The organism is Mesorhizobium sp. M1409, assembly GCF_040317535.1.
Taxonomy (GTDB): domain Bacteria; phylum Pseudomonadota; class Alphaproteobacteria; order Rhizobiales; family Rhizobiaceae; genus Mesorhizobium.
The window spans coordinates 49,024-75,961 of record NZ_JAMYKV010000034.1; the positions used below are offsets into that span (position 1 = coordinate 49,024).

19 protein-coding genes are annotated in these 26,938 nt (G+C 62.4%); 6 read left to right on the plus strand and 13 right to left on the minus strand.

Annotation, left to right across the window (positions count from 1 at the left end; all coding sequences use genetic code 11):
- Positions 1–20: 20 nt before the first annotated feature.
- Positions 21–1,610: a peptide ABC transporter substrate-binding protein gene (locus NKG99_RS23535; RefSeq protein ID WP_352871074.1), complete on the minus strand. Its 1,590-nt coding sequence runs from the start codon at positions 1,608–1,610 to the stop codon at positions 21–23.
- A 356-nt stretch (positions 1,611–1,966) separates the two neighbouring features.
- Between NKG99_RS23535 and NKG99_RS23540 the strand changes: the two genes are divergently transcribed.
- A complete protein-coding gene (locus tag NKG99_RS23540) occupies positions 1,967–2,422 on the plus strand; it encodes a TadE family protein (protein ID WP_352871108.1) in 456 nt (151 codons plus the stop codon).
- Entirely contained in the window at positions 2,423–4,189 is a 1,767-nt protein-coding gene (locus NKG99_RS23545; RefSeq protein ID WP_352871076.1) for a Tad domain-containing protein, read from the plus strand.
- Between the two features lie 18 nt (positions 4,190–4,207).
- Here the strand turns inward: NKG99_RS23545 and bglA are convergent, their stop codons facing one another.
- The 10 genes from bglA to NKG99_RS23595 all read right to left on the minus strand — a co-directional run bounded on the left by bglA (position 4,208) and on the right by NKG99_RS23595 (position 20,348).
- Positions 4,208–5,833, minus strand: a complete 1,626-nt coding sequence (gene bglA / locus NKG99_RS23550; protein ID WP_352871078.1) for a beta-galactosidase BglA — start codon at positions 5,831–5,833, stop codon at positions 4,208–4,210.
- Complete coding sequence (gene glgX / locus NKG99_RS23555; RefSeq protein ID WP_352871080.1) at positions 5,820–7,826, minus strand: glycogen debranching protein GlgX; 2,007 nt, start codon at positions 7,824–7,826, stop codon at positions 5,820–5,822. The genes bglA and glgX overlap by 14 nt, the downstream gene beginning before the upstream one ends.
- Before the next feature lie 118 nt (positions 7,827–7,944).
- The gene (locus tag NKG99_RS23560) at positions 7,945–9,573 is read right to left on the minus strand and encodes an alpha-D-glucose phosphate-specific phosphoglucomutase (protein WP_352871082.1); all 1,629 of its coding nucleotides are present in this window, start codon (positions 9,571–9,573) and stop codon (positions 7,945–7,947) included.
- Between the two features lie 3 nt (positions 9,574–9,576).
- A complete protein-coding gene (gene glgA, locus NKG99_RS23565) occupies positions 9,577–11,022 on the minus strand; it encodes a glycogen synthase GlgA (RefSeq protein WP_352871084.1) in 1,446 nt (481 codons plus the stop codon).
- A 3-nt stretch (positions 11,023–11,025) separates the two neighbouring features.
- Positions 11,026–12,291, minus strand: a complete 1,266-nt coding sequence (gene glgC, locus NKG99_RS23570) for a glucose-1-phosphate adenylyltransferase (protein WP_352871086.1) — start codon at positions 12,289–12,291, stop codon at positions 11,026–11,028.
- A 50-nt stretch (positions 12,292–12,341) separates the two neighbouring features.
- Positions 12,342–14,555, minus strand: a complete 2,214-nt coding sequence (gene glgB / locus NKG99_RS23575) for a 1,4-alpha-glucan branching protein GlgB (protein ID WP_352871088.1) — start codon at positions 14,553–14,555, stop codon at positions 12,342–12,344.
- A 106-nt stretch (positions 14,556–14,661) separates the two neighbouring features.
- Positions 14,662–17,130 carry a glycogen/starch/alpha-glucan phosphorylase gene (locus NKG99_RS23580; protein ID WP_352871090.1) on the minus strand — a complete coding sequence of 823 codons (2,469 nt, stop codon included), beginning with the start codon at positions 17,128–17,130 and terminating at the stop codon, positions 14,662–14,664.
- A 234-nt stretch (positions 17,131–17,364) separates the two neighbouring features.
- Positions 17,365–18,147: an ATP-binding cassette domain-containing protein gene (locus tag NKG99_RS23585; protein WP_023760533.1), complete on the minus strand. Its 783-nt coding sequence runs from the start codon at positions 18,145–18,147 to the stop codon at positions 17,365–17,367.
- Positions 18,148–18,149: 2 nt separating this feature from the next.
- A complete protein-coding gene (locus NKG99_RS23590) occupies positions 18,150–19,211 on the minus strand; it encodes an ABC transporter permease (protein WP_352871092.1) in 1,062 nt (353 codons plus the stop codon).
- Between the two features lie 159 nt (positions 19,212–19,370).
- On the minus strand, positions 19,371–20,348 hold the full coding sequence (locus NKG99_RS23595) for a sugar ABC transporter substrate-binding protein (protein WP_502898064.1): 978 nt from the start codon (positions 20,346–20,348) through the stop codon (positions 19,371–19,373).
- 268 nt (positions 20,349–20,616) lie between these two features.
- Here NKG99_RS23595 and NKG99_RS23600 point away from each other — a divergent pair, with 268 nt between their 5' ends.
- The 4 genes from NKG99_RS23600 (at position 20,617) to NKG99_RS23615 (ending at position 24,599) form a co-directional block, all read left to right on the plus strand.
- Entirely contained in the window at positions 20,617–21,843 is a 1,227-nt protein-coding gene (locus NKG99_RS23600) for an ROK family transcriptional regulator (protein ID WP_352871094.1), read from the plus strand.
- Entirely contained in the window at positions 21,843–22,289 is a 447-nt protein-coding gene (locus NKG99_RS23605; RefSeq protein ID WP_352871096.1) for an RbsD/FucU family protein, read from the plus strand. Before NKG99_RS23600 ends, NKG99_RS23605 begins: the two co-directional genes overlap by 1 nt.
- Complete coding sequence (locus NKG99_RS23610) at positions 22,286–23,209, plus strand: carbohydrate kinase family protein (protein WP_352871098.1); 924 nt, start codon at positions 22,286–22,288, stop codon at positions 23,207–23,209. The genes NKG99_RS23605 and NKG99_RS23610 overlap by 4 nt, the downstream gene beginning before the upstream one ends.
- A 247-nt stretch (positions 23,210–23,456) precedes the next feature.
- Positions 23,457–24,599 carry a DegT/DnrJ/EryC1/StrS family aminotransferase gene (locus NKG99_RS23615; RefSeq protein WP_352871100.1) on the plus strand — a complete coding sequence of 381 codons (1,143 nt, stop codon included), beginning with the start codon at positions 23,457–23,459 and terminating at the stop codon, positions 24,597–24,599.
- A 14-nt stretch (positions 24,600–24,613) separates the two neighbouring features.
- On the opposite strand, the gene cysQ is transcribed toward NKG99_RS23615, so the two are convergent.
- The gene (gene cysQ, locus NKG99_RS23620) at positions 24,614–25,402 is read right to left on the minus strand and encodes a 3'(2'),5'-bisphosphate nucleotidase CysQ (RefSeq protein ID WP_352871111.1); all 789 of its coding nucleotides are present in this window, start codon (positions 25,400–25,402) and stop codon (positions 24,614–24,616) included.
- A 10-nt stretch (positions 25,403–25,412) separates the two neighbouring features.
- On the minus strand, positions 25,413–26,938 hold a 1,526-nt coding region (gene cysC / locus NKG99_RS23625; protein ID WP_352871102.1), incomplete at its 5' end, for an adenylyl-sulfate kinase.

Sequence of the window (26,938 nt, forward strand, 5' to 3'; positions counted from 1 at the left end):
GCGGCGACCCAGCCAAGGGATCAGTCCTTGCTGATGAAGCGGGACGGATGGATGTCCATCACATTGTCGTCGAAACCATGCAGCTTCGAAGAAACGATGTCGTGGTAGCTGTAGTAGAGAAGCGGGATCTCGCCGACATCATCGACGAGGATGCGCTCGGCCTCGGCGAGTTCCTTCATGCGCTGTTCGGGTTTGCCGCCGGCGGCGGCGGCCTTGTCCATCGCCGCTTCGTATTTCGGGCTGTTGTAGTTCGAATAATTGTTGCCGCTGGCCTTGCGCGAGATGCCGAGGAAGGTTTCCGGGTCCTTGTAGTCGGCGATCCAGGCGGCACGCGCCACGTCGTAGTCGCCCTTCTGCTCGAGGAATGAGTAGTGGGTCTTGGTGTCGGTGTTGAGCAGCGTGATCTCGACGCCAAGCGGCTTCAACTGTTCCTGGATGGCGACAGCGGTGTTCTTGTGGTTTTCCGAGGTGTTGTAGCGGATCTGCATCTTCAACGGATGCTCGGGTGTATAGCCGAGTTTCTCGAGGATCTTCTTGGCAGCGTCCTCGCGGTCGATCTGCGGCATGTCGGCGTATTTGGCCAGTGCCGGCGTGTAGCCCTCGATGCCCGGAGGTACCATCGAATAGCCGGGCAGCATCGAATTCTGCCAGACTTTCTCCGCCAGGAAGTCGCGATCGATCGCCATCGAGATGGCGTTGCGCAGCTCGACATTGTCCCACGGCGCCTTGTCGGTCTTGATCGCATAATAGTAGGTGCCGAGATATGGCCCGACACGGATCTGATCGCCGAATTTGGTCTTGAGATCGGCGAGCTGTTCGGTCGGCAGGTCACCGTAACTGTCGAGTTCACCGGCCTCGAAGCGCTTCATCGCCGACGAGCGATCTTCGGTCGGGATGTAGTTGACCACGTCGAACTTGACGGTCGCGGCGTCCCAGAATTTCGGATTCTTGACCAGCTTCAGATGGTCGTTGGGGATCCACTCCGCCGCTGTAAAGGCCCCGTTGGAGACAAGCTTGCCTGCCTTGATCCAGTCGGCGCCAAGTTTTTCGATGGACGCCTTGTTAACCGGGTAGGTCGCCTGGTGGGTCAGCATCTCCAGGAAGTAAGGCGTCGGCGCCTTCAGCGTGACTTCGAGGGTATTTGCGTCAAGCGCCTTGACGCCCATCTCCTCCGGCTTGGCCTTCTTGGTGTTGACTTCCTCGGCGTTCTTCACGGGATAGAGCATGGAAGCGTATTCGGCAGCGGTGGCCGGATCTTCCAGCCGACGGAACGAATAGACGAAGTCGTCCGCCGTCACCGGGCTGCCGTCCGACCACAGGCCGTCTTTGCGCAGCTTGAAGGTGTAGACAGTGCCGTCGTCGGACACCGTCCAGCTTTCGGCGGCGCCCGGAATGAGGTTCGTCTTCTGGTCATGCATGACGAGGCCCTGGAACAGGTCGCGTATGATATCGGCTTCGTAGACCGTCGAGGTCTTGTGCGGATCGAGCGTCTCCGCTTCGGCGGCGGATCCCCTGTTATAGACGCTCTCGGCGAAAGTCGGCGTGTAGAACGTGCCGGCCAGCGCCATGGTCGTGGCGAACACAGTCGCCTTCAGCATGTTTTTCAGCATGAAGTTCTCCCTGTCGGCGCTGCCGTCGGCGCGCCTTTACGTGTTGACGCCCCGGAGCCGATATCTGACCCCTTTGAGCGCGCCGCCGGTTCCCTTCCTGCGGCTGGTGTCCAGACACTAACGCGGAGAATTTTTATTTCAACAGACTCTCTGGGTCACCCAAAGTAAGGCGGGATGAAAGCTATGCCGTGGCAGCCGAAATCAGAAGCTTGACTTGGTTTCCTCATGTCGACCCCATTTATCACAAGGAATCTATCGCCGCGTCCGTTTGACGGAATGTGTTAATGCGTTCTTAAGCAACCACCGGTTACATTGCGACTACTTCCTATATGGTTCGATCTCCAACGTCGATGGCCATGAGTAACAGAGCAAGTAAATTGCCCAATATCCGTCAAATAAGGTACAAATTTCAAGAAAATTCCGGAACTTCGGCGGTTGAATTCGCCTTGCTCTCTCCGATCTTCATTCTTCTTCTGCTCGGAATGGTTGCATATGGTATATATTTCGGCGCCGCCAACTCGATCCAGCAGATCGCGGCGGATGCAGCCCGCACGGCGATTGCCGGGCTGAACCAGACCGAGCGCCAGACGCTGGTAGCCAGCTTCGTCACCAACAATGCCGGCGGATATCCCTTCGTGGATGTCAGCAAGTTGACCTACCAGGCCAACGACAGCACGGCCGATGGAAGCCAGTTCGTGGTGTCCATCCAGTACGATGCGCGCAATCTGCCGATCTGGAATCTCTTCCCAGGCATCGCGATGCCAGGGACTACAATCACGCGCCAGTCAACGATAAGGGTCGGGGGCATCTGAATGTTGCCGCACGCCTGCAAGGAGATCGGCCGGCTGGCACGGCTGATGCTGGGTGACAGAAAAGCGAATTTTGCCGTGATGACGGCGCTCATGGCGCCGGTCGGGCTTGCGCTGGCTGCCGTCGCCATCGACGAAGCCTCGATCTACACGGAGCGTCGCGAAGCACAGGCAATGGTGGACTTGGCCGCGATCACCGCCGCCTCGAACATCACAAAGATCGACACCGCGGTCGTGACCACGCTGACCGACAACGGCATGCCAGGGGTTGTCGTTCAAGGCTCGGGACAGACGATCGCACCGGCCGTCGGCAAAACCGTCGTGTCGGTCACACCGGGGCGATACGCGGCATCAGGCGCCAATGTGAGCCAGCGCTTCCAGGCCAACTTGACACCCTACAATGCCGTCCGCGTAACCCTGAAGAAGATCCCCGCCCGCTATTTCGCGAGTTCGCTGATCCCCACTCCCGTCATCGGCACGGAGGCCACCGCCAGCATGACGCCGCAGGCGACGTTCTCGGTCGGGTCGAGACTTGCCAGCGTCAATGGCGGCATACTCAACGCGCTTCTGAGCGGACTTCTCGGCGGCAACATTTCGCTCAGCGTCATGGACTACAACGGGTTGATCTCGGCCGATGTCAGCGTCCTCTCCTTCATAAGTGCCCTTGCCACGCAAGTGAACGTGACCGGCGGTACCTATACGGATGTGCTGGCCTCCAAGGCGACCGTCGGCCAGATCGCTACCGCCATGGCCAATGTGCCCGGACTTGGCAACACGGCCAAGGTAGCCCTGCAGACGATCGCGTCCAAGTCGACCAGCACCGTCAAGATCCCGCTCAGCAGCCTTGTCGACCTCGGCTCCGTGGGCAGCGCGGGCTTGGGACAAAACCCGGCAGGCCTTGGGGTCGATGCAAGCGCCATGGGAATGCTGACTGCCGCCGCAGTGCTGGCTAACGGCACCAACCAGGCTCAGGTCAATCTCGGAGCCACCGTACCGGGGCTTCTTTCCACCAAGCTTACCATTGCCATTGGCGAGCCGGCACAATTTTCGCCATGGCTCGCGGTCGGTGGAATCGGTACCACGGTGCGCACGGCCCAGACGCGTATCAAGCTGGTGGCCAGCGTCGGAGTCGGCACACCTGGTCTCGGCGGCGGCATCAGTCTGCTGGCCGTGAACCTGCCCCTCAATGTGGAAGTCGCCTATGCCGAAGCCAAACTGACCGACATCACTTGTCCGACAGGGCCTTCCAGCATCAAGGTTTCCATCGCGGCCCACCCAGGCATTGCCGCGCTGCACCTGGCCAACAGCAACAGCTCAGGCTTTGGCGACTTCAGCCAACCGCAGACATTCACCGACGCCGAAATCGCGGATGTGAGCCTTAAGCTGCTGCTGACCAACATTCCCCTGATCCAGGTGATGGGCTCCGCCGCCACCGCGATCACCAACAACAACCCGACGACGCTGACCTTCGATGCGACCGACATCGCCAACAAGACGATCAAGACAGTTTCGACGCGCAACATTACACAATCGCTCACCACATCTCTGGTCAGCAACCTGTCGCTTTCGGTCAATGCGCTTGGCCTCGGGATCGACCTGACTGCTCTGCTCGGAGCGGTCAAGCCGGCGGTGGTGGCGGTGCTGAACGGTGTAACAGCACCCGTCGACGACCTGCTCTACAATGTGCTTTCAGCGCTGGGTGTCGGCGTCGGCGAGGCCGACGTGCGTGTCACCGGCGCGACCTGCGGACGCTCGGTTCTCGTCCAATAAGACGGCCGAAGCGCCAAATCAGTCGAGGCGGCCAAGGAAACATCCGAGCGCGGGCAACGAAAGCTCGGCCTCCTCTACGACAGCTGTATCGCCGTCAAGCCTTGCAACCGCTCCGATATCGGGCGGCAACGGCCAATTCGCTGATTCCCCTGCGAAATTGAAGACACAGAGCAGTCTTTCGCCGCCGCCTTCGCGGATGAACGCAAGCACCTCACCCTCAGCGTCCAGAAAGCGGATCGAGCCCGTCACCAGCGCCTGGTGCTCCCCGCGCAACGCCAGGGCGACCCGATAGGATGTCAGCACGGAGGCTGTGTCGGCATTCTGGACGTCGACCGAGCGGGCGCGATGGCTGGCCGGTATCGGCAGCCACGGCTTGGCCGTCGAGAAGCCCGCATTGTCGGCGCCGGCCTCCCAAACCATCGGCGTGCGGCACCCATCCCTACCCTTGACGCCCGGCCAGAAGCGGATGCCGACGGGGTCGCGCAGATCCTCATAGGCAAGGTCCGCCTCCTCCAGGCCGAGTTCCTCGCCCTCATAGAGGCAGATCGAGCCGCGCAGGCAGGACAGCAGCATGATCGAGAATCTTGCGATCGCGTCGGGATCGCTACCCGGCCTTGTCCAGCGGCTGATATGGCGGACCACATCATGGTTGGAGAACGCCCAGCAGACCCAGCCATCGGAAACGGCCGTCTCGAAGGCTTCGACGCAGCCGCGCACATGCGCCGCGGAGAACCGTGGGCCAAGCAGATCGAAGGTGTAGCACATATGGAGCGTGTCGCCGCCGGATGTGTAGGCGGCGAGCGTCTGCAATGAGCGGCCCTCATCGCCGATCTCGCCGACAGCGGCGCGGTCCTCATACGCGTCGAGCAGCGCCCTGAAGCGGCGCAGGAACGCCAGGTTTTCCGGCTGCGTCTTGTCGAACAGATGCTCCTGGTAGAGGTAGGTGTTGGTCTCCGTATTCGTGCCCGCGACACTTGATGCCAAGGGTGGATTGCTGCGCAGCCAGCGGTCGTGGACATAGTAATTGACCGTATCGAGCCGGAAGCCGTCGACGCCACGCTCGAGCCAGAACCGCACCGTTTCCAGAAGCGCGTCTTGAACCTCCGGATTGTGGAAATTCAGATCCGGCTGCGAGGCGAGGAAATTGTGCATGTAATATTGCCGGCGGGTCGAATCCCATTCCCAGGCCGGGCCACCGAAGACGGAGAGCCAGTTGTTGGGCGCGCCGCCGTCGGGCTTGGCATCGGCCCAGACATACCAGTCGGACTTGGGATTATCGCGGCTGGCTCGGCTTTCGACGAACCAGTCGTGCTTGTCGGATGAATGCGACAGCACCTGATCGATGATGATCCTCAGGCCGAGACGATGCGCCTCGGCGACCGGCGCATCGAAATCCTCAAGCGTGCCGAACATCGGATCGACATCGCGGTAATCCGACACGTCGTAGCCCATGTCGGCCATCGGCGACTTGAAGAAGGGCGACAGCCAGACAGCGTCGACACCAAGCGAGGCGACATGAGCGAGCCTTGAGGTAATTCCGCTGAGGTCGCCGCTGCCGTCGCCGGTCGTGTCCTGGAACGAGCGTGGATAGATCTGGTAGATGACGCAGCCGCGCCACCATCCGGCCTTGTCAGCTGCCGCCATTGCGCTTTTTCCTTGTGCCGGCCTGTATGCGTTCGATCATGAAGATCACCGTCCGCCCCGATACCGGCCGCGAGATGTCCGCCGCATCGACGACGGCGGTCCAGAAAAACCCTTCACGTTCAGGCAGCGTGACCATGCAGGCGCGGCGATCGCCGTTGATGATGACGGCAACACGGCACTCGCCATCGCCGTCGCCACCCAGGATCATGACAAGGCGGTGCCGCCGCGGATCCCGCCAACTCTGTTCATCGATCGGCGCGCCTGTCTCGGTCAGCCATGCGACGTCGGGCATCTCCGAGCCTGCCGGTGGCTGGCCCGTGAGGAAGCCTGTGTCGGAAAGCGCTGATATCGCGCGGCGCAACGTCGAGAGCAGCGCCGTGTGGCGCTCCAGCGCCTGGTCGCGGCCTGCCCAGTCGAGCCAGGTGATCTCGTTGTCCTGCGCATAGGCGTTGTTGTTGCCCTGCTGGGTGCGGCCGAATTCGTCGCCAGCCGTCAGCATGATGGTGCTGCGCGAGGCGAACAGCGTGGCGAGCAGCGCGTGCTGGTCGTTCCGACGAGCCTCGGCCACCGCCGGGTCGTCCGCATCTCCTTCCACGCCGTTGTTCCAGGATAGGTTCTCATTGTGGCCGTCGCGATTCTGCTCGCCATTGGCCTCGTTGTGCTTGCGCTCGTAGCGCACGATGTCGGCCAGCGTCATGCCGTCATGGGCGGCGATGAAGTTGACCGTGCGGCTGACGTTTTGCCCCTTCGCGGCAAACACATCGGACGAGCCGGCAAGCCGGGTCGCCAGGGCGCCGGCCATGCCGGCGTCACCGCGCCAGAAGCGTCTGACATCGTCGCGGTACTTGTCGTTCCATTCGAGGAAAGGCGGCGGAAAATTGCCGAGCTGATAGCCTTCCGGACCGATGTCCCAGGGCTCGGCGATCAGCACGCGATCGGCCAGCACGGCGTCCTCTCGCATCGCCCTCAGCAGTGGCGCCTCGGCATCGAATGTTCCTTCGACACGGCCAAGAACAGGCGCCAGGTCGAAGCGGAAGCCATCGACGCCGGCATCCCGGACAAAATGGCGAAGCGTGTCGAGGACCATTTCCCGGACGACCGGGTGGTCGCAAGCGACCGTGTTACCGGTGCCGGTGTCGTTGGCCAGCCTGCCGTCAGGCGTGTGCCGGTAATAGGCTTGGTTGTCGAAGCCGCGCAGCGACAGCGTGGGGCCAAGCCTGTCGCTCTCGCCCGTATGGTTGAAGACGAGGTCGAGAATGACGCCGATGCCGGCCTGGCGCAGCACGGCGACCGTGTTGCGCAATTCCGCAAGGCCGCCCGGCGCCAGGCGCGGATCGAGTGCCATGAACGTCACGGGATTGTAACCCCAGGCATTGCGCAGCCCGAGCGGCGGCAAATGCCGCTCATCGATCGACGCCGTCACCGGCATCAGTTCGACCGCGCCAACGCCGAGTTTTTTCAGGTGCTCGACAACCGCGGGGTGAGCTAGAGCCGCGACCGTACCGCGCAATTTTTCCGGAATGTCCGGATGCAGCGCGGTGAAGGCGCGCACCGGCACTTCGTAGATCAGGCCACCGGGCTGAAAGAGCGGCGGCGTGGCCTGCACGGGCTTGGGCAAGGCGGCGGCAATCGCTTTCGGCATCAGCTGCGCGGTATCGGCCCCCTCACCCCGGCGCTGGGCCAGCCGCCAGTCATACGCGTAGGACCTGTCGATCTCGATGGCGTAAGGATCGGTCAGCAGCTTAGCGGGGTCGAACCACAGCCCGCGCTCCGGCGCGTAGTCACCATCGGCGCGGAACCCGTAGCGGGTGCCGGGGCCAAGGCCCGCGACAAACAGCGCATGCACGCCCTCGCCTTCCGGCCGCAGCTCAAGCCGTTCGATTTCCCGGTTGCCCCGCTCATCGAAGACCGAGATCCAGAGCCGTCTGGCGGCTTGCGACCAGGCGGCAAAGCGGATGCCGTCACGGGTGACGGTGGCGCCGAGCGTACTCATGCGGCGGCCTCCAGCGCTTGCTGGGAGAGTCGCGAACAGGTGCACCCTTCTCCCACAAGGGGAGAAGGGGGAGCCTCGCGACGCAGGCGGAACTCAAGCGGCCGGCTATCCGCCTGCGTCAAGTAATCACGCTCGGCTTGGCGCGGCCGGTATGGCTGCGAATCCCGGCAATATCATCGGCCGCGGCAATCAGATCGGCAAGTGCGGCCTGCGTATCGAGATCGTGTCTCGATTTGTCCGGCTCATAGCGCTCGATATAGACGCGCAACGTCGCGCCCGACGTGCCGGTGCCGGAAAGCCGGAAGACGACGCGCGAACCGCCTTCGAACATAACCCTGATGCCCTGGTGCTCGCTGGTCGAACCATCGACCGGGTCGTGATAGGCAAAATCGTCGGCGCTGACGATTGTCATGCCGCGCACGCTAGTTCCCGGCAGCGCGCCGAGTTTGGCACGGAGTTCATCGACCAGCGCGTTGGCGCGGTCGCTCTCGACCTCTTCATAATCGTGCCGCGAATAGTAATTGCGACCGTAGGTCGCCCAGTGCTCGGTGACGATCTGCTTGCAGCTTTCGCCGCGCGCGGCAAGGATGTTGAGCCACAGCAGCACCGCCCACAGGCCGTCCTTTTCGCGGACATGGTTGGAGCCGGTGCCGGCGCTCTCCTCACCGCAAATCGTCGCCATGTCTGCGTCGAGCAGATTGCCGAAGAACTTCCAGCCGGTCGGCGTCTCGTAGATGCCGATGCCGAGTTTTTCGGCAACGCGATCCGCCGCGCCACTGGTCGGCATCGAGCGGGCTATGCCCTTCAGCCCGGCTTTGTAGCCGGGCGCCAGGCGGGCGTTGGCGGCAAGCATGGCGACGGAATCCGACGGGGTGACGAAAATGCCCTTGCCTATGATCAGATTGCGGTCGCCGTCACCATCCGAGGCGGCGCCGAAATCCGGTGCATCCGGCCCCATCATTTCGTCATAGAGGTGTTTGGCATGGACGAGGTTGGGGTCCGGGTGGTGGCCGCCGAAATCCGGCAACGGCTTGAAGTTGCGGCAGGTGCCATTGGGCGCACCCAGCCGGTTTTCCAGGATCTCCTTGGCATAGGGGCCGGTCACGGCGTGCATGGCGTCGAAGCGCATGCGGAAGCCGGACTTGAACAGTTTGCGCAATGCGTCGAAATCGAACAGGCTTTCCATCAACTCGGCATAGTCGGCGACCGGGTCGATGATCTCGACTGCCATGCCGGCGGCCTCGACCGTGCCGATCGTGTCGATGTCGATCGGATCGATATCGGCGGTTCTGAAGTTCGAGATGGTCTTGGTCTTGGCGAACATCGCGTCGGTCAGCTTTTCCGGCGCCGGGCCGCCATTGCCGGCATTGTACTTGATGCCGAAATCCTCGTGCGGGCCGCCCGGATTGTGGCTGGCTGAAAGGATGATGCCGCCAAAGGTCTTGTATTTGCGGATGACATGGGAAGCGGCCGGCGTCGACAGGATGCCGCCTTGCCCGACCATCACCTTGCCGAAGCCGTTTGCGGCCGCCATGGCGATGGCCTTCTGGATGACCTCGCGGTTGTAGAAGCGGCCATCGCCGCCGATCACCAGGGTCTTGCCCTTGAAACCATCGAGCGCGTCGAAGATCGACTGGATGAAGTTCTCGGCATAGTGCTCCTGCTGGAACACCGGCACCTTCTTGCGCAAGCCCGACGTGCCGGGCTTCTGATCGGAATAGGGTTTGGTGGGGACGGTGCGTATCATGCTTCAGGAAACCCTTTTCGTAAGCAGCGAGCGATAGAGTTCAAAATATTTTTCCGCGCTTTTGTCCCATGACACATCGGCTTTCATGCCTTGGCGCTGCAACGATTCCCAGACCAGCGGACTGGCATGGGCGTCGACCAGGCGGCGGATGGCGTGCAGCAAGGTGCCGCCATTGTTGGGCGCGAACTGGAAGCCGGTGGCGACACCGGCTGAAATGGCGGCCTCGTTGGCGTCGATGACCGTATCGGCCAGGCCGCCGGTGCGGGCGACCACCGGCACGCAGCCATAGCGCAGTCCGTAAAGCTGTGTCAGGCCGCAGGGTTCGAAGCGCGAGGGAATGACGATGGCGTCGCAGCCGCCTTGCATGATGTGCGACAGTCCCTCGTCATAGCCGACCACGACCCCGATACGGCCGCGATGCCTGGCCGCGGCCGCAAGCAGCGCGCCTTCGAGGCCGGCATCGCCCGAGCCCAGAATGGCCAGGCGCGCGCCGGTCGCAACGATGCCATCGATCGCTGTCGCCAAGATATCCATGCCCTTTTGCCAGGTCAGGCGGCTGACGACGCAGACGATCGGACTGTCGTCGCGCTCAAGGCTGAAGCGGTCTTCCACGGCAGCCCTGTTGGGGGCGCGCGCCTTCAGCGTGCCGGCCGTATAGGTGGACACCAGATGCTTGTCGGTTTCGGGATCCCATATCCCGGTATCGATGCCGTTGACGATGCCATGGAGATCGCTGGAGCGCATGTTGATGAGGCCGTCGAGACCCATGCCGAATTCCGCCGAGCGAATCTCCTGCGCATAGGTTGGACTGACGGTGGTGATTGCCCAGGCCGCCTGCAGACCGGCTTTGAGGAAGCCGACGCCACCGTAATATTCGACGCCATCGAGCGCCATCGCCGCCGCCGGCAAGCCGAGCTCACCAAAGATGCCGGCGCCGAACTGGCCCTGGAAGGCGAGGTTATGGACAGTCATCATCGATGGCACGCCGACCGCCTTGCCGTAGCGCATATAGGCCAGCGTCATCGCCGACTGCCAGTCATGGGCATGGACGATGTCGGGCTGGTAGCCCGAGATGGCGCCACCGGCGATGTCGCTGCCAACCTGGCTCAGCGCCGCGAAGCGCCGCCAGTTGTCGGGCCAATCGACACCGGTCGCATTGCCATAAGGGCCGCCGGGACGGTCGAACAGATGCGGCGCGTCGAGCACGAACAGTTCGAGCCCGGCGAGTTGAACGGAGTGGACGGAGGCCTTGCCGCCCTGCAGCAAGGGATATTGCAGAACCGCCTTCCTTTTCTTGAAGGCGGCCATGACGGTCGGAAAACCGGGAATGAGCGTGCGCATGGTCACGCCCTTGGCCGCCAGCGCGATGGGCAGCGCGCCGGTCACGTCGGCAAGCCCACCGGTCTTTATCAGAGGGAAAATCTCGGGCGTGACCGACAGAACCTGCATGCACTAGAGCCCTAGTTTGTCGATCATGTCCTGGGTGACCAGGCAAATGCCCTTTTCCGAAACCCGAAAACGCTTGGCGTCGAGAACGGGATCTTCGCCGATCACCAGCCCTTCCGGTATCCTAACACCATGGTCGATGACCACGCGCTTCAACTTTGCGTTCCGGCCGACATGAACGTCGGGCAGCATGACGACTTCTTCCAGCGTCGAATAGGAATTGATGCGCGCACCGGTGAAGATCAGGCTTCGTTTCAGCGAGGCCCCCGAAACGATGCAATCGCCCGAAACCAGCGAGGACACCGCCGAACCGCGGCGGCCATCCTCGTCATGCACGAACTTTGCCGGCGGCTTCAATTCGGCATAAGTCCAGATCGGCCAGTCGCGGTCGTAGAGGTCGAGTTCCGGCGTTATATCGGTCAGGTCGATATTGGCTTCCCAATAGGCGTCGACCGTTCCGACGTCGCGCCAGTAGGCTTCGTTCTCGGCGGTCGAACGGACGCAGGACTTGGCGAAGCGGTGGGCGATCGCCTTACCGTGCTGGACGATATAGGGGATGATATCCTTGCCGAAGTCGCGGCTCGAGCCCGGCTCGGCGGCATCGCGGCGCAACTGCTCCATCAGGAAATTGGTCTTGAAGACATAGATGCCCATCGAGGCCAAAGCGAACTCCGGCTTGTCTGGAATGCCGGGCGGGTCGGCGGGCTTTTCGACGAAAGCAATGATGTTATCCTTGCCGTCGACATGCATGACGCCGAAGCCGGTGGCTTCCATGCGCGGCACTTCGAGGCAGCCGACGGTGACATCGGCATTGGCGTCGACATGCTGGCGAAGCATCAGTTCGTAGTCCATCTTGTAGATGTGGTCGCCGGCCAGGATCACCATGTATTCAGGGCCGTAGGCCTCGATGATGTCTATGTTCTGATAGACAGCGTCGGCCGTGCCCTCATACCACTGCGTTTCCGAGACGCGCTGGCTGGCCGGCAGGATGTCGAAACTCTCATTTCGCTCGGGCCGCAGGAAGTTCCAGCCACGTTGCAGATGGCGGATCAGCGAATGCGCCTTGTACTGGGTGGCGACGCCAAGGCGGCGAATGCCGGAGTTGAGCGCGTTGGAAAGCGCGAAGTCGATGATGCGCGTCTTACCGCCGAAATAGACGGCCGGCTTGGCGCGCCGGTCGGTCAGTTCCTTGAGGCGGCTGCCACGGCCGCCGGCCAACACATAGGCCATGGCATCGCGCGCCAACGGCTGGGTCCGTTTCAAGTCTGCCATTTCTACCCTCCCAAGTTACTCAGTCTCGACTTACTCGACCTCGACATGGCTCAGTCGGCCACGAGTTCAAGCATGATCGTCGACAGCGGTGGCAAAAGCATCGTCGCGGAGATGCCTCCACTCTCCGCCCGTGCCTCGACCGTGCCGGCATTGCCCTTGCCGGAACCGCCATATTCCGAAGCGTCGGTATTGATGATTTCGCGCCATTTGCCGGCCGTCGGTAACGGCACGCGATAGTTGTCGCGCGGGACCGGCGTGAAATTGGAAATGACGGCCACCGGGCTGCCCCCCGGTGCGCTGCGCAGCCAGGCGAAAACCGAATTCTGGCTGTCGTCGACGATCAGCCAGGAAAACCCTTCCGGCTCGCAATCGCGGCCATGCAGCGCCGGGCGCGAACGGTAGAGATAGTTGAGATCGCGCACCGTCTGCCAGACGCCGCGATGCGGGCGGAACTCAAGCAAGTTCCAGTCCAGCGCGCGCGCCTCGCTCCATTCGCGGCGCTGCGCGAACTCCTGCCCCATGAACAGCAACTTCTTGCCGGGATAACCCCACATGAAGGCGTAGTAGGCACGTAGCGTCGCGAATTTCTGCCAGTCGTCACCGGCCATCTTGCCAAGCAGCGTGCCTTTGCCGTGCACGACCTCGTCATGCGAGAGCGGCAGCACGAAATTTTCCGAAAAAGCATAGGTCAGGCCGAAGGTGAGATCATTGTGGTGGTGCTTGCGGAAGATCGGCTCCTTGGAGAAATACTCCAGCGTGTCGTGCATGAAGCCCATGTTCCACTTGAAGCCGAAGCCCAGCCCACCTTCATGCACGGGTGCGGAGACCTTCGGCCATGAGGTCGATTCCTCGGCGATGGTCATGACGCCGGGATGGTGACCGTAGACCTCTTTGTTCATCTTCTGCAGGAAGCTGACCGCCTCGAGGTTCTCGCGGCCGCCCTTCTCGTTGGGGATCCATTCGCCGGCCTTGCGCGAATAGTCGAGGTAGAGCATCGAGGCGACCGCATCGACGCGCAAACCATCGACATGGTATTTCTCGGCCCAGAACAGCGCATTGTTGACGAGGAAGGACACCACCTCGCGGCGGCCGAAATTATAGATCGCGGTGTTCCAGTCGGGATGAAAACCCTTGCGCGGATCGGCATGCTCATAAAGCGCGGTGCCATCGAAATTGGCCAGGCCATGCGCGTCGACCGGGAAATGCGCCGGCACCCAGTCGAGGATGACACCGACGCCGGCGCGATGGGCGCCGTCGACGAAACGGGCAAAGCCGTCCGGGTCGCCGAAGCGGGCCGACGGTGCGTAGAGGCCGGTCGTCTGATAGCCCCAGGATGGGTCATAGGGGTGTTCGGAGATCGGCATGAATTCGATATGGGTGAAGCCGGTCTCGACCACATAGGGGATCAGCCGGTCGGCCAGTTCGTCCCATGACAGGAACGAACCGTCGTCGCGAAGCTGCCAGGAACCGGCATGGACTTCATAGATCGAGATTGCTTCGCGCCGGTGATCGGCATTGCGCCAGAAATGGCGATGCGCCTCATCCCCCCACTCATGCGCCGGTGGCACGGCTACGACCGAAGCGGTGGCCGGCCGCAATTCGGATTTGAAGGCGAACGGATCGGCCTTCAGCGGGAGTCTCACGCCATCGGGGCCGATGATCTCGTATTTGTAGGGTCGTCCGGCACCGATGTCGGGTACGAACAGTTCCCAGATGCCGGTGTCGCGGCGATCGCGCATCGTGTGCCGGCGGCCGTCCCATTCGTTGAAGTCGCCGACCACCGAGACGCGTCGTGCATTGGGAGCCCAGACGGCGAAATGCACGCCGGAAGCGCCTTCGTGGTCAATGACATGAGCACCGAGCTTGTCGAACAGCCTGAGGTGCGAGCCTTGGGCGATGTAATAGTCGTCCATCGGGCCAAGCACCGGACCGAACGAATAGGGATCGGTCAGCCACCAGTCGCCGCCGGCATTGCGCGCGTGATAGCGCAGGGGCTGGCGCTTCTTGATCGAGAGCTTGCCTTCGAAAAACCCGCCATCGTCGCGCCTGGACAGTTCACCGGCGATGATGCCGGTCAGCGTGTAGGCGGTGACGAATTCGGCGTTCGGAACAAAGCAGCGGGCCACAAAACCCTTGCCAGCCTCGTGAACACCGAGAACGGCAAACGGGTCGCCATGCGTGCCGGCAACAATCGCCGCGACATCGCTGGCTGGCGCCAGTCCGTCCGGCCCGCTTGTCGCAGCGGTCGCGCGCGGCTTCTTCATCAGGCAGCGTCCCTCCCCGGGCACCGAGTGTTTGTTTCTAGTGGTGTGATCCGACTTCAAATCCACATCACCGGGACCACATTGTTCGTGGCCTCATGCAATCACATCAGACAGGCACGTTCCAGATTTCTTTCGCATATTGCCGGATCGTGCGATCGGAGGAGAACCAGCCGACACGCGCAACATTGCGGATTGCCTTGGCGTACCAATCGGGACTGTTGCGCCAGACCGCATCGACCTCGCGCTGGGCGGTGGCATAGGCATCGAAATCGGCGGCAACCATGAACCAGTCGCTGTTGTAGAGACCGTTCATGAGGTCGCGGTAACGCTCCGGATCGTCCGGCGAGAAGACGCCTGACGAAACAGCGGCAACGGCCTGCGCCAGTTCAGACGATCCTTCGATGATGGCGCGCGGGTTGTAGCCATTGTTGCGCCGCTCGGCGACCTCGGCGGTGGTCAGGCCGAAGATGAAGATGTTGTCGTCGCCGACGCATTCCTTGATCTCGACATTGGCGCCGTCGAGCGTGCCGATGGTCAACGCGCCGTTCAGCGCGAACTTCATGTTGCCGGTGCCCGACGCTTCCATGCCGGCGGTCGAGATCTGCTCGGAAAGGTCGGCAGCCGGCATCATGATCTCGGCCAGGCTGACATTGTAGTTCGGCACGAACACGACCTTCAGCAAACCGCGCGCGGCCGGGTCGCGGTTGATGACCTTGGCGACGTCGTTGGCGAGTTTGATGATCAGCTTGGCGTTGTGATAGCTGGGCGCCGCCTTGCCGCCGAAGAATTTCACGCGCGGCATCCAGTCGCGCTCGGGATGCGAGCGGATCTGGTCATAGAGAGCGATCGCCTCGAGGATGTTCAGGAGTTGGCGCTTGTATTCGTGGATGCGCTTGATCTGGATATCGAACAGTGCCGAGGGATCGACCTTGATACCGAGCCGGTCGGCGACGAGGTTGGCCAGCCGCGCCTTGTTGGCGCGCTTGACGGCGGCGAACTTGTCGCGAAAGGCGGCGTCGCCGGCGAAGCTATCGAGATCCTTGATGGCGTCAATGTCATCGAGGAATCGGTCGCCGATCGCCTCGCGGGCGAGCGACGTCAGTCCGGGATTGCACTGGATCAGCCAGCGCCGCGGCGTGATGCCGTTGGTCTTGTTGTTGATGCGATCGGGATAAAGCTTGTGCAGGTCGGCGAACACCGTCTCCTTCATCAGGTCGGTGTGAAGAGCCGAAACGCCGTTGATCGAGTGCGAGCCGACAAAGGCCAGATTGCCCATGCGCACCCGGCGGTCGCCATTTTCCTGGATCAGCGAGATGCGGCCGATCTGCTCGTCCGAGAACTGGTTGGACGCGCGCGCCTCAAGCAGCACTTCGGCATTGATGGCATAGACGATCTGCATGTGGCGCGGCAAAAGCCGCTCGAAAAGCGGCACCGGCCAGCTTTCCAGCGCCTCGGGCAGCAGCGTGTGGTTGGTGTAGCCGAAGGTGCGCTTGGTGATATCCCAGGCCTGATCGAAATCCATGCCGTGGACGTCCATCAACAGGCGCATCAGCTCAGGCACAGCGATGGCCGGGTGGGTGTCGTTGAGGTGGATCGCGGCCTTGTCGGGCAGCGACTTCAGGTCGCCATACTGGCTGAGATGACGCTGGACGATGTCCTGCAGCGAGGCGGTGGAGAAGAAGTACTCTTGCCTGAGCCGCAGTTCCTGCCCGGCCTTGTGGGAATCGGCGGGATAGAGAACGCGCGACAAGGCATCGGCCTTGTTGCTTTCGGCAAGCGCGCCGATGTGGTCGCCGGCATTGAACTTGTCGAGCAGGATCGGATCGACCGGCATGCCCGACCAGAGCCGCAGCGTGTTGACGCGATTGGCCCGCCATCCGACCACGGGCGTGTCATAGGCGACAGCCAATACATGCTCGGTCGGCTTCCAGACATGGCGCTCGAGCCGGCCGTCCTTGGAGGTGATCGATTCCACCGAACCACCGAAGCCGACCTCAAACGAACGTTCACGGCGTTCGAATTCCCACGGATTGCCGTGATCGAGCCAGGTCTCGGGCAGTTCGACCTGCCAGCCGTCGTGAATCTCCTGGCGGAACATGCCGTTGGCGTAGCGGATACCGTAGCCATGCGCGGGAATGTCGACGGTCGCCATGCTCTCCATGAAACAGGCGGCAAGCCGGCCGAGGCCGCCATTGCCGAGTGCCGCGTCCGGTTCGAGTGCGGCGATGAGATCGAGATCGACACCCAGCGACGACAACGCCTCGCGCATATTGTCCATCAAGCCGAGATTGGAGAAGGCATCGCGCATCAGCCGGCCGATGAGGAACTCCAGCGACAGATAATAGACGCGCTTTTCCTTCTGGTCGTAGGCCTCCTTCGTCGCCTGCATCCAGCGGTCGACGATGCGGTCGCGCACGACCTTGATCGAGGCGGTCAGCCAGTCGTACTGGGTCGCGACGGTGGTATCCTTGCCGACCCGGTATTTGAGGGCCTTCAAGACTTCATCGGCGAGTGTCTTGGGATCTGGATTTTCAAGTTCGGGCTGGGGAGATTCGGATGTCATCGCGCGCGTCATGCTGCCTCTCGTGCGGTTGCCATGATCATACCGGCTTTCATCGTTCCTCCCAGCCCATGCTAGCCGATACTGCTACATATTCAATCGATTTAGGCGAGCCCTAGTCCGGGTTACCCTGCGGCAATTTGGCAATTTGAAGCGCGGCGCGCTCAGACGATCCCCGCGACGCACTTCAAATTTTGTTCCGTGCATGCCGTTGTCGCAAAACCGCTACGCACCTTTGGGCGACATGCATCAAGCCGCAAGCGCCGCCTCGGGCGGAACCTTCGCTCCGGTCATGAAGGCGACGGCATCGGACATCGTATATTGCTTGGGATCGATGACGCAGAGGCGACGGCCCAGCCGGTGGATGTGAATGCGGTCGGCCACTTCGAAGACATGCGGCATGTTGTGCGAGATCAGCACGATCGGCAGGCCGCGCTTCTTGACGTCGAGGATCAGTTCGAGCACGCGGCGGCTTTCCTTGACGCCAAGGGCGGCCGTCGGTTCGTCCATGATCACCACACGGCTGCCGAATGCGGCGGCGCGCGCCACCGCCACGCCCTGGCGCTGGCCTCCAGACAGCGTTTCCACCGCCTGGGAGATGTTCTGGATGGTCATCAGGCCAAGCTCGGTGAGCTTGTCGCGGGCGCGCTTTTCCATCGCCGGACGGTCGAGCATACGAAGCCAGTCGCCGAGAAAACCCGGTTTGCGGATCTCGCGGCCAAGGAACATGTTGTCGGCGATCGACAGCGCCGGCGACAGCGCCAGATTCTGATAGACGGTCTCGATGCCGGCTTCGCGGGCCTCCATCGGTGATTTGAAGGCGACGGGCTTGCCTTCAAGCCGGATCTCGCCTTCATCGGGCACGGCCGCGCCGGAAATCGCCTTGATGAGCGACGACTTGCCGGCGCCATTGTCGCCTATGACGGCGAGGATTTCGCCCGGGTAGAGGTCGAAGTCCGCATTGTCGAGGGCGGTGACGCGGCCATAGCGCTTGATCAAGCCACGAGCGGTGAGGATGGGTTCCTGGGTCATGGTCATGCCGAAACCTTTCTGATCCATTGGTCGACAGCCACGGCGCCGATGATCAGCACACCGGTGAGCAGCACTTTCCATTGCGGATCGGCGCCCAGCATGTTGAGGCCCATGGAGACGACGCCGACGATCATCGCGCCGAACAGCGTGCCCAGGATCGAGCCGCGCCCGCCGAACAGGGAAATACCGCCGATCACCGTCGCGGTGATCGCTTGCAGATTGTAGTCGGTGACGGCGGCGGACGGCGAGATCGAACCGTTGCGGCCGATGGAGACCCAGGCAGCGAAAGCGGCGATCAGCCCGGCAAGGGTGTAGACCGTCATCAGCACCTTCTTGGTCTGGATGCCCGACAGCTTCGCTGCCTCCTGATCGTCGCCGACGGCATAGACATGGCGACCCCATGCCGTGTGATTGAGCACGTACCATAGGACCAAAACGAGCACGACGGTTGCAATGACGCCGAGCGTCAGCACCGCCGTGCCAACCTTGAAGCTCAACGCAAACAGATGCAGCAGTGGCGCTTGGGTGTCGACGTCGGTGTCGCGGATCGTCTCATTGGCCGAATAGATGAAGTTCGTGGCCATGACGATGTTCCAGGTGCCAAGCGTCACGATGAAGGGCGGCAGCTTCATGTAGGCGACCAGCACTCCGTTGAGCAGCCCGCAGGCCGCGCCGGCGGCAAGCCCGATCGCGACGGCGAGCACACTGGGCATACCGTAGCTGACCGCGCAATTACCCATGATCACCGCTGAAATCACCATGATCACGCCAATCGACAGGTCGATGCCGGCGGTGAGGATGACCAGTGTCTGTGCAGCACCCAGAATGCCGATGATGGCGATCTGCTGCAGGATCAGCGTCAGCGTGTAGGACGAAAAGAACCGCCCTCCGATGGTGATGCCGAAGACGATGATCGCCAGGACCAGCACGATCAACGGCACCGCGGCCGGAGTCGAATGCAGGAAATGCTGGATGCGCTTGACGGCCGATTTGTGCTCGTCAAAAGCGGCAACGCTTGTGTCGCTGCTTGAGAGAACTTTCTCGAATTCTTGAGCTTGAGCCATGTTTTCTCCCCGTAGGACTGCAGCCAAACGCCGACGCCCGTCCACGCTTTTCCGGTCTGCTGCCGGGATTGTTCGCGGTCACGCGACCATCGTCCACCGGAAGCGGTCGGGGATCAAGCCCCGACCGCTCAGGTTGCGTAGATGCCTTTCAGACCGGCATCAGCCCCAGCACTTGGCGAGGCCTTCCTTGGTGTCGATGGACTTCACGCCGGTGGCCGGCTTGTCGGTCACCAGATTGACGCCGGTGTCGAAGAAATTCTTGCCTTCGGTCGGCTTCGGCTTGGTTCCGTCCTTGGCGAAAGCGGCGATCGCCTCGATGCCGAGCGCCGCCATCTGCAGCGGATATTGCTGCGACGTTGCGCCGATGACACCTTCGGCCACCGACTTCACGCCGGGGCAGCCGCCATCGACGGAAACGATCAGCACCTGGCTTTCGAGGCCGACGGCCTTGAGCGCCTGATAGGCGCCGACAGCTGCGGGCTCGTTGATGGTGTGGATGACGTTGATGGTGTTGTCCTTCTGCAGAAGGTTTTCCATCGCCTTGCGGCCGCCCTCCTCGTTGCCGTTGGTGACGTCGTGGCCGACGATGCGCGCATCGTCCTCATCGCCGATCTTGTTGGGGTCCTTCACGTCGATGCCGTAGCCCATCATGAAGCCTTGATCGCGCAGCACGTCCACGGTCGGCTGCGAAGGCGTCAGGTCGAGGAAGCCGATCTTGGCGTCCTTGGCCTTGTCGCCAAGCGTGGCGGCGGCCCAGGCGCCGATCAGCTTGCCGGCTTCGAGATTGTCCGTCGCAAAGGTCGCGTCGGCGGCGTCGATCGGATCGAGCGGTGTGTCGAGCGCGATCACCAGCAGGCCGGCATCACGCGCCTTCTTCACGGTCGGCACGATGCCCTTGGTGTCGGATGCGGTGATCAGGATACCCTTGGCGCCGTCGGCGATGCAGCTTTCGATCGCCGCCACCTGGCTCTCGCTGTCGCCGTCGATCTTGCCGGCGTAGGTCTTGAGATCGACGCCGAGTTCCTTGGCCTTCGCCGTGGCGCCTTCCTTCATCTTGACGAAGAAGGGGTTGGTGTCGGTCTTGGTGATCAGGCAGGCACCGACACCGGCCGCGGATGCGGACGACGCAAACGCCATCAGGCCCAGAGCCGCGGCGGCAAACACGGTCGATTTCAACAGTTTTGTATTGGTCACGATTTTCCTCCCAGTGGAACCATTCCGGATGCCGGCCAACCGGCACCTGCAGCGCATCCAACGAAATTCTCCCAGCGTGGACGCTGCCTCAACAGACACCAGGCCGAAGCCCCTGTCAATAATTAAATCACTCTTATTTATTATTGACAGCCTTGCTTCATTCACCCATTCTGGCCCAAAAGCATTGCGGGGAAACGACGGGAGGAACAGGGTGGAAACCGCCATAGCGAGGCACGGTTCGCCCGAGGCGAATGACAGCCTCATTCACCGCGGCACCAACCAGAGCGGCATGCGCGACCACAACGAGCGGTTGGTGCTCTCGCTGGTGCGCCAGCATGGCAGCCTGGCGAAATCCGACATCGCCCGCATGACCGGACTTTCGGCGCAGACGGTTTCGGTCATCATGCGCGAGTTGGAGGAAGAAAGTCTCCTGCTGCGCCAGGCGCCGTTGCGGGGCAAGATCGGCCAGCCCTCCATCCCGATGGCGCTCAATCCCGAGGGTGCTTTCTTCATTGGGCTGAAGATCGGCCGGCGCAGCGCCGAACTCGTGCTGATCGACTTTCTCGGCAATGTGCGCTCGATGCTGCAGCATTCCTATCGTTACCCGGCGCCACGCGAGACGGTGGATTTCGTCAGCAACGGCATGCGGCAGATGCGCGGGGAACTGACGCCCGCACAGGACAAGCGCATCGCCGGGCTCGGCATCGCCATGCCGTTCGAATTGTGGAACTGGGCCGATACAGCCGGCGCCCCGCGCGACGTCATGGACGAATGGCGTCACCGCGACATCAGGGCCGACATCCAGGCGCAATGCGATTTTCCGGTCTACCTGCAGAACGACGCCACTTCAGCCTGCGGCGCCGAACTCGTCTTCGGCCAGACGAGTGCTGCGCGTGACTTCGTCTATTTCTATATCGGCGCCTTTGCCGGCGGTGGCATCGTGCTGAATGGCCGGCTTTTTGGCGGTCCCACCGGCAATGCCGGAGCACTCGGCTCCATGCCCGTGCCAGGGCCGGACGGCAAGCCGACCCAATTGATCGACGTGGCGTCCATCGCCATGCTCGAAAAGGCGCTCAATGCGCGCGGCGTCGAGGCTTCGCATCTGTGGACATCGCCGGAAGACTGGGGCGAGATCGGATCCGAGCTCGACGACTGGATCGCCAGCGCCTCGCGAGCGCTCGCCTACGCCATCGTCGCCGCATCCTCGGTCATCGATTTCGAAGCGGCGGTGATCGACGGATGGATGCCGAAGGCGGTGCGCCGCCGGCTGGTCGACGCCATCATCGCGGCCATCGCCACGATCGACGGTGAAGGTTTGAAGTTGCCCGCCGTACGCGAGGGAACCGTCGGCATTCATGCCAGGGCGCTCGGCGGCGCCAGCCTGCCACTTTCCGAACGCTTCCTGATCAGCTCGACGACGATTTCCAGGAGCGCCTGATGCTGATCGGAATCCCGGCGCTGCTCGGTCCGGAGCTTCTGGCGATCTTGCGCGGCATGGGCCATGGCGACGAAATCGCCCTCGTCGACGGAAATTATCCGGCCGAACAACAGGCGACCCGGCTGGTGCGGGCCGATGGTCACCACCTCATCCCGGTGCTCGACGCGATATTGAGCGTCCTGCCTGTCGATGACGTTGTGCCGGAGGCTCTGTTTCGTGCCTCTGTCAAAGGCGATCCATCGCTTGCCGATCCCGTCCATCATGAGATCGAGGCTACCTGCGCCAAACGCGCGCCGGGCCGCAAGGTGGTTGCACTGGCCGGCGCCGACTTCTATGCACGGGTCAGATCGGCGCATGCCATCGTCGCGACAAGCGAGCCGCGGCTCTACGCCAACATCATCATCCGCAAGGGCGTGATCTATCCGCCGGAGACCAGGAAGCCATGATCCTCTGCTGCGGCGAAGCCCTGATCGACATGCTGCCGCGTACGACGACAGCGGGCGAGCCGGCTTTCGCGCCTTACGTCGGCGGTGCAGTGTTCAACACGGCGATCGCACTTGGCCGGCTCGGCGCGCCGGCCGGCTTTTTTTCCGGACTGTCGTCGGACCTGTTCGGCGGACAGTTCAGGGATGCGCTGGGGGCGAGCAAGGTCAGCTCCACCTATGCGCACACCTCGCCTCGGCCAACGACGCTGGCCTTCGTCAAGCTCACCAACGGCCAGGCGACCTACACATTCTATGACGAGAACACCGCTGGCCGCATGCTGACCATCGACGACTTGCCGCAGCTCGGCAACGAGATCGAAGCCATGCTGTTCGGCGCCATCAGCCTGATCTCGGAGCCCGCCGGCAGTGCCTATGAGGAGTTCATGAAGCGCGAGCATGCAAGCCGCGTCATGATGCTCGATCCCAACATCCGCCCGAACTTCATCCCGGATAAGGCCAAGCACCTCAGGCGCATCCGCGCCATGATGGCGATGGCCGACATCGTGAAACTGTCGGACGAAGATTTGAACTGGTTCGGCGAAGCCGGCTCGCACGAGGATGTCATCCGCAACTGGCTCGATCGCGGCCCCAAGCTGATCGTCGTCACGCATGGCAGCGAAGGCGCAGCCGGCTATACCAGGGAACACGCTGTCACGGTCATGCCGGAAAAGGTCGAGGTGGTCGACACGGTCGGAGCCGGCGACACGTTCAACGCCGGCATCCTCGCCTCCTTGCATGAGCAGGGCCTGCTGACGAAGGCGGCTATTTCCGACCTGTCGAAAGATGCCATCCACAAGGCGTTGGCGCTCGGCGCCAAGGCGGCGGCGGTCACGGTGTCACGGGCCGGCGCCAATCCGCCGTGGCGGCATGAGATCGTCTGAGTAACGCTCAACATAGATTGAGCCAGTCGATCACTTTATGTTTCGCAAGGGTCGATCCCGGAGGTATGAATGTCGGATCGCGCCCGACTAAGCCCGGATTTCCGGCATCTCGCGATGGTCCGCCGGGGGATACAGGTAACGGGCTGCGACACCTAGGCAATTCGCGGTTCTGCCTGTTCGGCTTTCTCGGCGGGCGCAACTCTGGTACCAGCGGCCGGTTATCTGGCTAACCCGTTTTGAGGCCGACATGCAGTTCATCGATCTTGGCGCGCAGCGCGAACGAATCCGCGACCGGCTGAAGGCCGCGATCGACCGTGTCGTCGACGAGGGCCGCTATATCCTCGGCCCGCAAGTCACCGAGTTCGAGAACAAGCTGGCCGCCTATATCGGCACCAAGCATGTCGTGGCCTGCGCCAACGGCACCGATGCACTGCTGTTGCCGCTGTTCGCGGCAGGCGTTGGCCCTGGCGACGCGGTGTTCGTGCCGAGCTTCACTTTCGCCGCCACCGCCGAAGTGGTGGCACTGGCCAAGGCCGAGCCGGTTTTCGTCGATGTCGACCCGCATAGCTACAACATTGACATTGCCAGCCTCGAAGCCGCCATCGCCATGATCAAGAAGGAAGGCCGGCTGAAGCCGAAAGCAATCATCCCCGTCGACCTGTTCGGCCTTGCCGCCGACTACGAGGCGATCATGGCGATCGCCAACCGCGAAGGGCTGATGGTGATCGAGGATGCCGCCCAGTCGATGGGCGGTTCGCTCGACGGCAAGATGTGCGGTTCCTTCGGCGCCGTCGGCTCGACCAGCTTCTATCCGGCAAAGCCGCTTGGCTGCTACGGCGACGGCGGCGCGATGTTTACCAATGACGATGCGCTGGCCGAGCAGCTCAGGTCTTTCGCCTTCCACGGCAAGGGCGAAACACAATACGACAATGTCCGCGTTGGCATCAATTCGCGGCTCGACACGCTGCAGGCGGCGATCCTGATCGAGAAGCTGGCCATTCTCGAAGACGAGATGGTTGCCCGCCAGGTGGTGGCAAAGCGCTATGCCGATGGGCTCGGCGACGTCGTTACCGCCGCCCTCAATCTGGACGGCGGCCGTTCGGCCTGGGCGCAGTACGCGATAGAGACTCCGAAGCGCGACGGGCTGAAGGCGCATCTCGGTGAAAAGGGTATCCCGTCGGTCATCTATTATGTGAAGCCGCTGCATGACCAGGTTGCTTATCGCGACTACCCACGCACACCGACCGGCCTTGCCGTGTCGGAAGAACTGCCGAAGCGGATCCTCTGTCTGCCGATGCACCCTTATCTCAGCGAAGCCGACCAGGACCGCATCATCGAAACGATCCGCAACTATGTCGGTTCGAATTCAGCGCAGGCCGCAGCCGAGTAATCTGTCGACCGGTCTCAGACGGGATTGGCCCCTGCCCCGCTGGCGATAAAATGCGGATTGGCAAAATCCTCGTCGTCGCTTTGCCCGCGCTTGCCATAGACCAAAGGCTGGCCGTCCAGCGTGCGCGTCATGCCGCCGGCCGCGCGCAGCACGGCATCGCCCGCCGCCGTGTCCCATTCCATGGTGCGGCCGAAGCGCGGATAGACATCCGCCTCGGCGCTGGCGACAAGGCAGAATTTCAAGGACGAGCCTACCGAGACGATTTCGGCGGCACCGAGGTCGCGAATATAGGCCTCGGTTTCCGGCGTGTTGTGGGAACGGCTGGCGACGACGGCCAGCGGCGCCACGGCCGTTCTCACCGCAATCGGCCGGCGGCCGACGATCTGGTAGTCGCCATTGATTTCAAGAGATTCCGCCCTGCCCGGCAGGCCGGAAAAGAAGCGGCCCGTGCAGGGCGCAAAGACGACGCCGACTTCCGGCACGCCGTGACGGACAAGCGCTATGTTGACGGTGAAGTCGGTGCGGCGGTTGACGAATTCCTTGGTGCCGTCGAGCGGATCTATCAGAAAGAAAGCCCCGTCCAGGTCGGGCGGCACGATGCCGGCGGATGCCTCCTCCTCGGCCACGCAGGGAATGTCGGGAAATGCCGCACGCAGTCCGGCGAGAATGATCTTCTCGCTCTCGCGGTCCGCCTCGGTCACCGGCGAGGAATCTGATTTCCGGTCGACCGCGCAGCCGGCATGGAACACACGCATCACCTCGCGCCCGGCCGCCAGGGCCAGCCGTTCGAAGATTTCGAGCATCAGCCTGTCGTCAGATGCCGCCGCCGTTGTCGTATTGGTCTTCGGCAATGTCGCGCTCGTTCAGCCAGTGTTCCAGGGCGTCCACCATCTCCTCGGCCGATTTGCCGAGTGTCTTGAGATGGATTTCCGGGTTTTCCGGCGCTTCGTAAGGGGAATCGACGCCGGTGAAATTCTTGATCTCGCCATTCAGTGCGCGCGCATAGAGGCCCTTCGGATCACGCCTGGCGCATTCCTCGAACGGCGTATCGACAAACACCTCGATGAACTCGCCGTCGGCCATCAATTCGCGCGCCATGCGCCGCTCGGCGCTGAACGGCGAAATGAACGACACAATGACGATCAACCCGGCGTCGGCCATCAAACGCGCCACTTCGGCGACGCGGCGGATGTTCTCGACGCGATCGGCGTCGGTGAAACCAAGATCGCGGTTGAGACCGTGACGGACGTTGTCGCCGTCCAGGATATAAGTATGGCGGCCGGTGGCGAACAGCTTCTTTTCGAACAGGTTGGCGATGGTCGACTTGCCGGAGCCCGACAGCCCGGTGAACCAGAACACCGCGGGCCGCTGGTTCTTCATGTCGGCGCGGACGCGTTTGCCGACATCGAGCGATTGCCAATGGATGTTTTCGGCGCGGCGCAGCGAGTGCAGGATCATGCCGGCGCCGACCGTGGCGTTCGAGATGCGGTCGATCAGGATGAAGGCGCCGGTGGTGCGGTTCTCGGCGAAGGGATCGAAGGCGATCGGCGTCCGCGTCGAGATGTTGCAGATGCCGACTTCGTTCATTTCGAGCGACTTGGCCGCTTCATGGGCAAAGTCGTTGACGTTGATCCGGTATTTCAGATCGGTGACGGTGGCGCTGGTCTGATCGGTCTCGGTGCGCAGGATGTAGGAGCGACCGGGCAGCAGCGCATGCTCGTCGAACCAGACGATGTTGGCGGCGAACTGGTCTGCGACCTGCGGCCGTGCGGCAGGCGAAACCAGCATGTTGCCGCGTGATATCTCGACCTCGTCGTCAAGGACCAGCGTGACGGCCTGGCCGGCAGCCGCCTGGGCAAGGTCGCCGCCATACGAGACGATCCGCTTGACGCGCGAGGATTTGCCGGACTTGGCGACAACGACCTCGTCGCCGGGTGAAACCGAGCCGGAAGCGATCGTGCCGGCAAAGCCGCGAAAGTCGAGATTGGGGCGATTGACATACTGAACCGGAAAACGGAACGGCAGTTCGACCACCGCCTCATCGACCGACACGGTTTCGAGATGCTCGATCAGCGTCGGGCCGGAATACCATTCCATGCTGTCCGAGCGGCGGCTGACATTATCGCCGTAACGGGCCGACATCGGGATCGGCACCATGGTCTGGAAGCCGAGATCGCGCGAGAATTGCCGGTAGTCTTCAACGATCCGGTCGAAGACCGCCTGGTCGAAATCGACGAGATCGATCTTGTTGACTGCCAGCACGATGTGGCGGATGCCGAGCAGCGAGGCGATGATCGAATGGCGCCTGGTCTGGCGCAGCACCCCTTGCCGGGCATCGA